Annotated in this window: 13 protein-coding genes and 1 pseudogene; 6 read left to right on the top strand and 8 right to left on the bottom strand. The window is 72.0% G+C overall.

The window, feature by feature from the left end; genetic code table 11:
- Nucleotides 1-6: 6 nt before the first annotated feature.
- Entirely contained in the window at nt 7-432 is a 426-nt protein-coding gene (locus FHS37_RS21975; RefSeq protein WP_184823886.1) for a VOC family protein, read from the bottom strand.
- A gap of 69 nt (nt 433-501) precedes the next feature.
- Nucleotides 502-1,350, bottom strand: coding sequence for an NmrA family NAD(P)-binding protein (locus tag FHS37_RS21970; protein ID WP_229890050.1), 849 nt, complete (start codon nt 1,348-1,350; stop codon nt 502-504).
- A 205-nt stretch (nt 1,351-1,555) separates the two neighbouring features.
- Between FHS37_RS21970 and FHS37_RS21965 the strand changes: the two genes are divergently transcribed.
- Complete coding sequence (locus FHS37_RS21965; protein ID WP_184823884.1) at nt 1,556-1,753, top strand: hypothetical protein; 198 nt, start codon at nt 1,556-1,558, stop codon at nt 1,751-1,753.
- A 196-nt stretch (nt 1,754-1,949) separates the two neighbouring features.
- Nucleotides 1,950-2,450: pseudogene (locus FHS37_RS21960) on the top strand (DUF6928 family protein); the annotation flags it as partial.
- A 152-nt stretch (nt 2,451-2,602) separates the two neighbouring features.
- Here the strand turns inward: FHS37_RS21960 and FHS37_RS21955 are convergent.
- Both FHS37_RS21955 and FHS37_RS21950 read right to left on the bottom strand, forming a co-directional pair.
- Nucleotides 2,603-2,773, bottom strand: a complete 171-nt coding sequence (locus FHS37_RS21955) for a hypothetical protein (RefSeq protein WP_193474859.1) — start codon at nt 2,771-2,773, stop codon at nt 2,603-2,605.
- Nucleotides 2,774-3,332: 559 nt separating this feature from the next.
- Nucleotides 3,333-4,094, bottom strand: coding sequence for a phosphoglyceromutase (locus FHS37_RS21950; RefSeq protein WP_159534164.1), 762 nt, complete (start codon nt 4,092-4,094; stop codon nt 3,333-3,335).
- Between the two features lie 149 nt (nt 4,095-4,243).
- Here FHS37_RS21950 and FHS37_RS21945 point away from each other — a divergent pair, with 149 nt between their 5' ends.
- Nucleotides 4,244-5,539, top strand: a complete 1,296-nt coding sequence (locus FHS37_RS21945; RefSeq protein ID WP_184823879.1) for an MDR family MFS transporter — start codon at nt 4,244-4,246, stop codon at nt 5,537-5,539.
- Nucleotides 5,540-5,576: 37 nt separating this feature from the next.
- Here the strand turns inward: FHS37_RS21945 and FHS37_RS21940 are convergent, their stop codons facing one another.
- From FHS37_RS21940 to phoU, 3 genes are all read right to left on the bottom strand, one after another.
- A complete protein-coding gene (locus FHS37_RS21940; protein ID WP_184823877.1) occupies nt 5,577-5,828 on the bottom strand; it encodes an SCO4226 family nickel-binding protein in 252 nt (83 codons plus the stop codon).
- 172 nt (nt 5,829-6,000) lie between these two features.
- Entirely contained in the window at nt 6,001-6,156 is a 156-nt protein-coding gene (locus FHS37_RS21935) for a hypothetical protein (RefSeq protein WP_184823875.1), read from the bottom strand.
- 122 nt (nt 6,157-6,278) lie between these two features.
- Nucleotides 6,279-6,980: a phosphate signaling complex protein PhoU gene (gene phoU, locus FHS37_RS21930; protein ID WP_184823873.1), complete on the bottom strand. Its 702-nt coding sequence runs from the start codon at nt 6,978-6,980 to the stop codon at nt 6,279-6,281.
- Between the two features lie 292 nt (nt 6,981-7,272).
- Here phoU and phoR point away from each other — a divergent pair, with 292 nt between their 5' ends.
- Entirely contained in the window at nt 7,273-8,562 is a 1,290-nt protein-coding gene (gene phoR, locus FHS37_RS21925) for a two-component system sensor histidine kinase PhoR (protein ID WP_184823871.1), read from the top strand.
- Nucleotides 8,559-9,239: a two-component system response regulator PhoP gene (phoP, locus tag FHS37_RS21920; protein ID WP_019326704.1), complete on the top strand. Its 681-nt coding sequence runs from the start codon at nt 8,559-8,561 to the stop codon at nt 9,237-9,239. Before phoR ends, phoP begins: the two co-directional genes overlap by 4 nt.
- 271 nt (nt 9,240-9,510) lie before the next feature.
- On the opposite strand, the gene FHS37_RS21915 is transcribed toward phoP, so the two are convergent.
- The gene (locus FHS37_RS21915; RefSeq protein WP_184823869.1) at nt 9,511-10,188 is read right to left on the bottom strand and encodes a copper chaperone PCu(A)C domain-containing protein; all 678 of its coding nucleotides are present in this window, start codon (nt 10,186-10,188) and stop codon (nt 9,511-9,513) included.
- Nucleotides 10,189-10,836: 648 nt separating this feature from the next.
- Between FHS37_RS21915 and FHS37_RS21910 the strand changes: the two genes are divergently transcribed.
- A complete protein-coding gene (locus FHS37_RS21910; RefSeq protein ID WP_003953493.1) occupies nt 10,837-11,319 on the top strand; it encodes a CarD family transcriptional regulator in 483 nt (160 codons plus the stop codon).
- Nucleotides 11,320-11,560 lie beyond the last annotated feature (241 nt).

Below are 11,560 nucleotides of genomic sequence, written 5' to 3'. Positions count from 1 at the left end.
GCGTCGTCACACGACCGGCTCGCCGATGCCCAGCAGGTTCCCCTCGCTGTCCCGGAACCAGGCGGCCCGCTCGCCCCGGGCGCCCTTGCTCGGGTAGTTCCCCTCGACCTCGGCGATCCCGTCCCGCGTCCGGAACCCGGGGACGTCGACCTCCTCGAACACCACGCCGCGCCGCCTCGGCTCCGACACGACCGCCTCGAGGCCGTCGACCTGCCACCCCATCTGCGTGAAGGTGCCGGGCGAGGCCCCCGCCGACCGGAACACGGCGAACTCCGTGCCGCCGCACCGGTACAGCAGCCCGCCCGGCCGTTCGTCGACGGGGTCGAGGCCGAGCTTCTCGGAGTAGAAGCGCCGCGCCCGCTCCAGGTCCCGGGCCGGCAGCCTGGCCGCCACGCGGCCGCGGGCCAGGAGGCCGCTGTCGTCCGTCTCCACGCTTCCACTGTGCCGCGGCCGGCGGCCGGTCGCGCGGGGAGGGGCGGAGGCGAACGGCAGCGGTGGGGGCTACGCCTTGAAGGCGCCCGCGTGCTCCGCGGCCCACCGGGCGAAGGTGCGGGCCGGGCGGCCGGTCACCTTCTCGACGGTGTCGACGACCGTACGGCCCACCTCGGGGGTGTCGCCGTACGCCTCGAGCAGGAAGCCGATCACGTCCTCGGGGTGGCCCGCCGCCCGCCACTGCGCGACGGCCTGCTCCTCGGTCAGCTCCACCAGGGTGATGTCCCGGCCGCGGGCGGCGGCGATCGCGTCCACCTTGTCGCCGACGGTCAGCAGCTCGGGGCCGGTGATCACGTACTCCCGGCCCCCGTGGCCCTCCTCGGTGAGCGCGACCGCGGCGACGGCGCCGATGTCGCCCTCGTGGACCATGGCGCTGAGCCGGGAGACGAACGGCTCGCGGACCTCGTCCGACGCGACGATGCCGTCTGCCCACTCCAGGGCGTTGGCCATGAACTCGACCGGCATCAGCACGGTCCAGTTCACCCCGTCGTCGGCCCGCACGGCGTCCTCCAGCGGGGACGGCCCGCCGCCGTGCAGCACGGTGACCCGGCGTACGCCGGCGGCCCGGGCCAGCTCCAGGATCCGGGGGCCGGTCTCCAGCGGGGCGAAGTAGGCCCCGCCGAAGGTGATCAGGTGCAGCCCGGTGACGCCCTCCAGGGCCGGGGCCAGGCTGTCGGGTTCGGTCAGGTCACCCTGGACGACCTCGACGCCCGCCGGGAGGCCGGCCGCGGCCGCGTCCCGGGTGAGGGCGCGGACCACGTGGCCGCGGGCGAGCAGTTCGGCGACGACCTGGCGGCCTACGGTGCCGGTGGCGCCGGTGACGAGGATCTTCTGCGACTGCGTCTGCATCTGGCTCATGACACGACCGTAGGAAGCCTTGCGGTCGCCTTCTGTCCGGAACCGCGGCAACTCTGCACCCGCTGTGCCGAACGCGGGACGTCACTGCGCGGCACCGGTGAGCGTCGATTCGCGGCGAGGCGCGGACGGGTGATGTGCGGCATGCCGCCCCGGCCACCCGGGAAACGCTGCGACGACCTGCACCGCACCGCACGAGGGAGCGTTCATGCGCCGTATCGCCACAGTGACCTTCGGGGGCCTCGCACTCCTCGGCCTCCTGACCACGCCCGCCGGTGCCGTACCGGACCCGGTGGCAGCCGTCACCTGTATCACCGGGTCCGCCACCGAGGTCACGGCCCTCGTGGACCCGGCCGCCCTCACGGCCCCCGGCGAGCTCCCGGCGATCACGTGTCTGGCGCCCTGACCGGCGCGGGGACGTGAACGGTCCGCCCGGCCGGGCGCGGTCGTGCCCCGGCCGGGCAGGCAGGTCGAGTCGCCTTGTCGGTGCGCGCGGCCAGGGTGCGCCCACCCTGAGGCGTAACGCTCTGGGGAGGGGCTTCGGGAGCCAAGACGGGACTGCTGGTGTACGCGGACGGTGACGTGCCGGGGTTGCTGCGGCGCGTGTCGGCCGACGGCTCGTCCTGCACGCCGTGCACAGCGTCGTCGACTGGCTGGCGTTCGCCGTGCGGGAGGACGGACGCCTCGTCCGCTCCCTGGGCCTGCCGCCGGGCAGCGGAATCATCGAGAACATCGGCGAACCGTTCACCTTCGAACTGCCCTACTGGGCCGGTGACCGCCCAGCGGACATCATCCCCTGGCCCGGTGAGGAAGAAGAGTCGTACGCCCCGCCCTTCCCGCCCCCGGAGCTGGGCGAGGACGCGCTGCGAGCGCTCTGCGGGTTCGTACAGGAGGGCCGTCCCGAGCCCGACGACGTCGACGCGGACGCCGTCGAACTGTACGGATTCCACGTGCGAGACCCGCACGGGCCCGGTCCCGCCGAGCAGGAAGCGGAGGTGCGCAGAGCTGTGGAGGACACGGATCCGCCGCGCTCCTCCCCACTGAGCCCTGACGGCTCACTGGTCGAGCGCGACGCCCTGCAGCCCGTGACCTCTTCGTCCTGAAGCAACTGGGGCGGGGTGCGGCCTTCGACCACCGGTCCCGCTGACCAGCGAGGCTGAAGGGATCCACGGCTCTGACCGGTTCAGACGCCGTGGGCTTCTGTCGTTGGTTGGCGTTGGCTGACCTCGGACGGCCCAGGGACGGCCGGGAACGGCTAGCTGAGGCGCCTCTGCCGCACGTACCGAAGAACCACGAAGGTGATCGCAGCGAGCTGCGCAAAGAACCAGATGCCGATCTCCACCCCTCCCATGCCGCTGCCGAGCGCCACCAGCGCCAGAGCGAAGACGGCGACGACCAGGAGGAGATTCACGATCAGACTGCGCAACGCCCTACCCCCAGACTCATGGGCTTGTGCCCTGGTGGACATGGTCGCAGTTGGTGATCGCCGCGTACAGATCTTGACCGGCCAGTCACGGTCAGTGGAGAACGGCGTCCGCGGGTCGTACGCCCGAACGATCTGCTCCGAGGCGCGGGCGGCGCTCAGCGCGGCTGTGAACGACGGTCCCCTTCCCGCACCCCATGTGCCGCTCGGCGGGTCCGGCCGCCGACGCGCTCCGGGAGCACGCGAAACGGTTCCCGCCGGTCGGGACCACCTCGCCGTGGAAGGTCGCCGACGGTCCGCCGGTGACCGGGCGGCTCGTCCTCACCGGGCCGCCCGGCGGGCACAGTTGGCGTACGTCGCTCAACGAGGAGGCGTGGAGACCGGCGCCGGCCGCGGCCGGCGTCCTCCCCGGGCCCGAGCGGGGCCGGCCGCACGCCGAGTCCCGCGAGAGATCCTCACGAAGCCTCGCTCATGACCGAACACGGCCCAACGACAGCCCAGAGGCAGCAAAAAGCCCCCTCCCGGCGGGGAAACCGCAGGCAGGGGGCTTGCTCGTGGGCGCTTACTTCTTCTTGCCCTGGTTCTTGACCGCCTCGATCGCGGCCGCCGCCGCCTCCGGGTCGAGGTACTTGCCGCCCGGCGTGACCGGCTTGAAGTCGGTGTCGAGCTCGTAGACCAGCGGGATGCCCGTCGGGATGTTCAGGCCCGCGATGTCCGCGTCCGAGATGCCGTCGAGGTGCTTGACCAGGGCGCGCAGGCTGTTGCCGTGGGCGGCGACCAGGACGACGCGGCCGGTCAGCAGGTCGGGGACGATCGAGTCGAACCAGTACGGGAGCATCCGGACGACGACGTCCTTCAGGCACTCCGTCTGCGGGCGCAGCTCCGGCGGGAGGGTCGCGTAGCGCGGGTCGGAGAACTGGGAGTACTCGGCGTCGTTGGCGAGCGGGGGCGGCGGGGTGTCGTAGGAGCGGCGCCACAGCATGAACTGCTCCTCGCCGAACTCCGCGAGGGTCTGCGCCTTGTCCTTGCCCTGCAGGGCGCCGTAGTGACGCTCGTTCAGGCGCCAGCTGCGGTTCACCGGGATCCACAGGCGGTCGGCGGCCTCCAGCGCGAGCTGGGCGGTGCGGATCGCGCGCTTCTGGAGGGACGTGTGGAGCACGTCGGGCAGCAGGCCGGCTTCCTTGAGCAGCTCGCCGCCGCGCGTCGCCTCCTTCTCGCCCTTCGGGGTGAGGTTGACGTCCACCCAGCCGGTGAACAGGTTCTTCTCGTTCCACTCGCTCTCGCCGTGGCGGAGGAGGATCAGCTTGTACGGTGCGTCGGCCATGTGCCCGAGCGTAATCGACGCCCCGCGGGGGCCGCGCGCCCCGCCCGCTTGGCGGACGGTTGACGGGATCTGTTAATCGAGTGGCCCGCCGCGACCGTTCCTTCGTAAGTTGTGCCCACCGTCTCAGCCGCTTACATCAGGGGGGTCCCATGTCATCCGTCGCCCGTGCGAGACACGCGGTCCGGGAGACCGTCTCCGGGCTGCCCCCGGCGTTCTGGTGGCTGTGGACCAGCACCCTGGTCAACCGGCTCGGCGGCTTCGTCGCCACCTTCATGGCGCTGTACCTGACCCTCGACCGCGGCTACTCCGCCACCTACGCCGGTCTCGTCGCCGCCCTGCACGGCCTCGGCGGGGTGATCTCGTCCCTGGGCGCCGGGGTGATGACCGACCGGCTCGGGCGGCGGCCCACGCTGCTGGTCGCGCAGGCGTCCACCGCCGTGTCCGTGGCGGCCCTCGGGTTCGTGCGCGACCCCGTCGCCATCGCCGGCGTCGCCTTCCTCGTCGGCATGGCCTCCAACGCCTCCCGGCCCGCCGTCCAGGCGATGATGGCCGACATCGTGCGGCCCGAGGACCGTATCCGCGCCTTCTCCCTCAACTACTGGGCCATCAACCTCGGCTTCGCCGTCTCCTCCATGGCCGCCGGGTTCATCGCCGAGCACAGCTACCTCGCCGGGTTCCTCATCGAGGCCGTGATGACGATGGTGTGCGCCGTCGTCGTCTTCGTGAAGCTGCCCGAGTCGAAGCCCGCGCGGAGCGGTGCCGAGGCGGCGCGGGAGGAGTCCGTGGGGCTGGGGACCGTGCTGCGCGACGGGCGGTTCATGGGCGTCGTCGGGCTGTCCTTCCTCGTCGCGCTGATCTTCCAGCAGGGCTATCTGGGGCTGCCGGTGGCCATGGGCGAGGCCGGGTTCACGCCCGCGGACTACGGCACGGCCATCGCGGTCAACGGCGTGCTCATCGTCGTGCTGCAGATCCCGGTCACCCGGTTCATCGAGCACCGCGATCCCGGGCGGCTGCTGGTGATCTCCTCGCTGCTCGCGGGGTACGGCTTCGGCCTCACCGCCTTCGCCGGGTCGGTCGGCGTCTTCGCCCTCACCGTCTGCGTGTGGACCCTCGCCGAGATCGTCAACGCGCCCACCCAGACCGGTCTCGTGGTCCGGCTGTCGCCGACGCACGGCCGTGGGCGGTACCAGGGGATGTACACCATGTCCTGGGCCGTCGCCGCGCTCGTCGCCCCGCTGATGTCGGGTGCCGTGATCGACCGGTTCGGGGCCGAGTGGCTGTGGGGCCTGTGCGCCGTCGTCGGCACGGTGGCCGGACTCGGCTACGCGGCGCTGATGCGGCGGCTGCCGGCCGAGACGGTGCCGGCCGAAGCGGTCCCGACCGACGAGGTGCCGGACCGGGTGGCCGACGTGGCCGGAGGGAAGCCGGAGGTCAGCGCTTCCTGAGGAGCGCCGACCCCGGCCGGGGACCGCGCGGCCCCGCTCAGCGGACCGACAGCGGGACCGCGTGGACCTCGTCGGCCTTGTGGCCGGTCCGTTCGTGGATGCGCTGGACCGCTTCGGCGGACGGGGCCTCGGAGAGGCAGTAGACCGTGCCGGACTCCGGGTCCGCCCACGCCTGCTGGAAGTGGACGCCCTCTTCCTGCTGTATCGCGAGGTCGGCCTCGTGGGCCTGCCTCAGCTGCTCTTCCGTGATGCCCCGCATGCCGTGGTGGACATCCATGAACTGGGCCATGGCCTCGCACCTCCTTCCGGGTGTGCTCGCCTGCCCGCCGTGCGCCGCGGCACGGCCGTACGCACGGCCTCCGTACCTCCATGCTGCGCCCCCGCACATCCACCGGCATGCCGAGGGCCCCGGCGGTCAGGATCGCCGGGGCCCTCCGCGTGCCGCGCCGTGTGCCGCGGCGTCAGCCGCACTGGCAGGGATTGCCCGACTGGCAGCCGCAGCCGCAGCCCGAGCCGCAGCCGCACGCGGCGATCAGCTCGAGGCTCCTGATCTCGGCGGGCTGCTCGGTCTGGCGCTCCTGCGTGGGGTCGGGCGACGTGCTGGGGGATTCGGCCATGGGTCCCTCCTCGAGGCTGGTGCCTGGGTCCATTGGACGCCCGTACCGCCGGGCGCATCAACGGCGCACTGGGGCTCGCGGGCGCCGGAGGCCTGCCGCGGCCGCCTCCCCTCGCGCACGGATCAGGCGCCCTCCGCCCCCGGCACCGTCTGGATCTCCGTCTGCAGGTCCGCCTGGAGCTCGTCCGCGTGCTCGCCGGTGACCAGGTAGACCACCCGCTTGGCGACCGAGACCGCGTGGTCGGCGAAGCGCTCGTAGTAGCGGCCCAGCAGGGTCACGTCGACGGCTGTCTCGATGCCGTGCTTCCAGCGGTCGTCCATCAGGTGCTGGAAGAGCGTGCGGTGGAGCAGGTCCATCGCGTCGTCGTCCTGCTCCAGCTGGAGCGCCAGGTCGACGTCCTTGGTGATGATCACCTCGGCCGCCTTCGCCATCAGGCGCTGGGCGAGCTGACCCATCTCCAGGATCGTGGCGTGCAGGTCGCGCGGGACCCCGCGCTCCGGGTAGCGCAGCCGGGCGAGCTTCGCCACGTGCTGCGCGAGGTCGCCGGAGCGCTCCAGGTCGGCCGACATGCGCAGCGAGGTGACGACGATGCGCAGGTCGGTGGCGACCGGCTGCTGGCGGGCCAGCAGGGCTATCGCCCGGGCCTCCAGGTCGTGCTGGAGCTCGTCGACCTTCTGGTCGGCCTCGATCACGCTCTCCGCCAGCTTCAGGTCGGCGTCGAGGATGGCCGTCGTGGCGCGCCCGATCGCCGACCCGACCAGCCGGGCCATCTCCACCAGACCGTCGCCGATCGAATCCAGTTCCTCGTGGTACGCGTCCCGCATCAGGGTTCCTCTCATGCGTCTGTTCGGGGCTCAGGGGCCGGCCTCCCCCGGGGTTCAGGGGCCTGGGCACCTACGGGGTCCGGGGCCGGGTGCCCCGCCGTGCGGCCGTCGGTCGCGCACCCCGCGCGACCGCCCTGCGAACCCCACGCTCCCACGTTCCGTCCCCTACGCGTCCGGTTCCGTCATCCCAAATGAACCATCCCTGGCTCCAAGGTGAACTCTGGGCGACGAGTGTTCGAGCTCGCCCCCCGACGGCTGTGGCCAGTGCCTGGGCCGTGCCTAACCTGGACGCATGGACGTGAACGCGGCGGTCGCCGCAGTGGCAGCGATCGCCGGAGTGCTCACCGGCGTCATCGCCATGCTGGCGTTCCGCTTCAGCGAGCGCGAACAGCGGCGTCCCACGCGTACCTCCCTGCACACGGACCCGGTGCTCCCGCCGGGCGTGGACACCGTCCTGTCCGTGCTGCGCTCCTCCGCCGTCGTCCTGGACGAGGCCGACGGCGTGGTCAAGGCGAGCTCCGCCGCGTACGCGCTCGGACTGGTCCGCGGCGGCAAGCTCGCCGTGGAGCCCATGCTGCAGATGGCCCGCGACACCCGGCGCGACGGCGAGATACGCCAGGTCGAGCTGGACCTGGCCCGCCGGGGGACCGGACGCGGCGAGGCCCTCGCGGTCTCCGCGCGGGTGGCGCCGCTCGGCTCCCGGCTCGTCCTGCTGCTCGTCGAGGACCTCACCGAGGCCCGCCGCATCGAGGCGGTGCGGCGCGACTTCGTCGCCAACGTCAGCCACGAGCTGAAGACCCCGGTGGGTGCCCTCTCCCTGCTGTCGGAGGCGGTCATGGACGCCTCCGACGACCCCGAGGCGGTGGAGCGCTTCGCCGGGCGCATGCAGATCGAGGCCACCCGGCTGACGAACCTGGTGCAGGAGCTCATCGACCTCTCCCGGGTGCAGAACGACGATCCCCTCGAGGACGCCGAACCCGTCCGCGTGGACGAACTGGTCGCCGAGGCCATCGACCGGTGCCGGCACGCGGCCGGCACCAAGGAGATCACCATGGCCGCCGGCGGCACGGCCGACCTGCGCGTGTGGGGTCACCGCGGCCAGCTCGCCGCCGCGCTCGGCAACCTCGTCGAGAACGCCGTCAACTACTCACCCGCCCGCACCCGCGTGGGCATCGCGGCCCGCAGGGTCGCGCAGCCCGGCGGGGACATGATCGAGATAGCGGTGACCGACCAGGGCATCGGTATCTCCGACAAGGACAAGGAGCGCATCTTCGAGCGCTTCTACCGGGTCGACCCGGCCCGCTCCCGTGCCACCGGCGGCACGGGCCTGGGCCTCGCGATCGTGAAGCACGTGGCCGCCTCGCACAGCGGGGAGGTCACGGTGTGGAGCGCCGAGGGCCAGGGTTCCACCTTCACCCTGCGGCTGCCGGAGGCCGGTGCGGCCCGCGACCGCACCCATCAGATGTCCGACCGGGACGGGCCCGGCCTCGACGACGAGGCCGGACGGTCCCACCCCTCATCCCCCCACTCTTCCGATCCATCCGCGTACGAAACGCTTCCCTCCCCGGAGGTCCTTCCGTGACCCGTGTGCTCGTCGTCGAGGACGAGGAGTCCTTCTCCGACGCCCTGTCGTACATGCTCCGCAAGGAGGGCTTCGAGGTCGCCGTCGCGACCACCGGGCCCGACGGACTCGACGAGTTCGAGCGCAACGGCGCCGACCTCGTCCTCCTCGACCTGATGCTGCCCGGACTGCCGGGCACCGAGGTGTGCCGGCAGCTGCGCGGCCGCTCCAACGTCCCCGTCATCATGGTGACCGCCAAGGACAGCGAGATCGACAAGGTGGTCGGCCTGGAGATAGGGGCCGACGACTACGTCACCAAGCCGTTCTCCTCGCGCGAGCTGGTCGCCCGCATCCGCGCGGTGCTGCGCCGCCGCGGTGAGCCCGAGGAGGTCGCCCCCGCGGCGCTGGAGGCGGGCCCGGTCCGGATGGACGTCGACCGGCACGTGGTGACCGTGGGCGGCACCAAGATCGACCTGCCGCTGAAGGAGTTCGACCTGCTGGAGATGCTGCTGCGCAACGCCGGCCGGGTGCTCACCCGCATGCAGCTCATCGACCGCGTCTGGGGCGCCGACTACGTGGGCGACACCAAGACCCTCGACGTCCACGTCAAGCGGCTGCGCGCCAAGATCGAGCCGGACCCGGGCGCGCCGCGCTACCTGGTGACGGTGCGGGGGCTGGGTTACAAGTTCGAGCCGTAGAGGTGGGTCCGGGGTGGGTCGGCGGACGGGGTCCGGCGCGGCGCTCCGAGGCCCGCACAGCGGTGCGAGGGGCGCGTCGGGGACGGCGTTCGAGCCGGACCCGGGCGCGCCGCGCCACCTGGTGACGGTGCGGGGGCCGGGTTGCGGGTCCGAGCCGTGGCGAGGGCGGCCGCGTCCTCGGTGCGGCGGCCCTCGCCACGGTGCCCGGCACGGTGAAGGGCGGGACCCCTCGCAGGGGTCCCGCCCTTCACCGTGCGCGTCGTAGGACCGGTCAGTGGCCGGCCTGCTCGCTCGCGGAGGCCGCGTCGGACGGGGCGCCCGTGGCGCCGTCCGCCGGAACCCCGGACTCGGTGCCGCCCGGCGTCTCGCCGGCCTCGCCGGCCGGCTCGTCGGAGGACTCCGCCGACGGTTCCGCCGGGGCGCCCGGCGCGGCCGGGACCTCGGTCGGGCCCCACTCCTCGAAGAAGTGCTCGGCCGGGAAGACGAACGCGCGCAGGCTCACGTCACCGGTCTCGCTGAAGGTGAAGGTGACCTTCTGCGCGTTGCCGTCCTGGACGGCCTCACGGCTGCTGGGCAGGACGGCGGAGGCGTTGCCCTCGCCGCCGAGGATGAGCGAACCGCCGGCCGGGATGGTCAGGCTGCCGCCCTCGGCGGGGGTGAGCTCGGCGCTCTTGCCGGTGCCGGGGAGGGTGACCGACTCCAGGGTCTGGTCGGTGCGGCCCTCGTTGAACAGCGTGGCGGTGACGACGGCCGGGCCGGTCGACTCGAGGTCGGGCTGGGTGACGACCACGGCGTTCTGGATCTTGATGTCACCGACGGTCGTCGCCGCGTTGTCCGGCTTGATCTGCAGGGTCTGGGCGTTGTTGCCGGCCGCGCACGCGGAGAGCGAGGCGATCGAGAACGCGATGGCGGCGGCGGCGAGGGCGCCGCGTCGAAGGCTGCTGCTCACGGCGGCGGCAACTCCTTGACTCGAGCGTTTGGCGACCGGGTAAAGCCGCCTTAAGTGTCTGTCAGCGGCCTTAGGTTACCGAGCCGTTCCCGCGCGGCCGCACCCGACCCTCCCTCGAGGCGCGTCCCGTTCCCCGAGAAGGCGCCCCCCAGCGTCCCGTCCCGTCCCGGGCGACTCGCCGGTCACTCCCGTCCCGCCGTCCTCGGCCATTCACATAAGTGGGCCGGGAGGGTCACGCGAGCGTCTTCGCGATAGCCGTCCCCGGGCGTCGCGCATTTCCCGTGAAGGAATGCGGGGGCGGCTCGAAATTGATCACCGGGCCGCTCATCCTCACACCGTGTGATCAATTCCGGATTCGGCCGGAACCCGGCTCCGCTCACCGAACGGAGTAGCGGAAGTCGAGCACTCGGAACCGGACATATGGGGACGTTCGGCCACTCGTGCGAGCTTCCGGATGTGTGTGACGTGCGCGTTTCGGCCGCCCCGAAGAGGCGCTCCCACCTGCGAATACCTGCTTCCGCTCGGCGTCCGCAGCACGTTCCTGTTGCTGTTGTCAAGCCCCGAGAATGGCCCTGACCTGCGAAAACGCCATTCAGAAGACGCCGTATCCGTGTTACCCTGGATAGCCACGGAAGGGGTACCTGTCACATGACGTTCAAGGTTGGCGACACCGTGGTCTATCCCCATCACGGGGCCGCGCTGATCGAGGCAATCGAAACTCGCCAGATCAAAGGCGTGGACAAGACCTACTTGGTGCTGAAGGTCGCCCAGGGTGACCTGACGGTACGTGTGCCAGCGGACAATGCGGAGTTCGTCGGCGTGCGTGATGTGGTCGGTCAGGACGGGCTGGACCGGGTCTTCGAGGTGCTGCGCGCTCCGTACGCCGAGGAGCCCACGAACTGGTCCCGTCGTTACAAGGCAAACCTGGAGAAGCTCGCCTCGGGCGACGTCATCAAGGTCGCGGAAGTCGTGCGTGACCTGTGGCGTCGTGAGCGCGAGCGTGGACTCTCCGCCGGTGAGAAGCGCATGCTCGCCAAGGCGCGCCAGATCCTGGTCAGCGAGCTCGCCCTCGCGGAGAACACCAACGAGGACAAGGCCGAGGCCCTGCTCGACGAGGTTCTCGCCTCCTGAGACCGAGGCGGAGCGTCGTTCGCTCAGCACTACTCAGCGCATCGAAATGCCGCGGTGCCCGATGACGTCCTGGATGTCGCCGGGCGCTGCGGCATGTCCGCACCGGGTTCCTGGCTCCTGAGTGACACCCGGCCTCCGCCGCACTTGCGCCGTGCCGGGGAATGTGTCATCACTCACGTCCCCGCCCCCGGTGTACCGGGCTCCGGGCGGCCGTCCCGACCAGAGTCACGGAAGGGGCTGG

This window comes from Streptomyces griseomycini, assembly GCF_014203535.1.
In the GTDB taxonomy this organism is placed as follows: Bacteria; Actinomycetota; Actinomycetes; order Streptomycetales; family Streptomycetaceae; genus Streptomyces; species Streptomyces griseomycini.
Note: the sequence above shows the minus strand (reverse complement) of the source record. Positions and strands in the feature narration are given on the sequence as shown.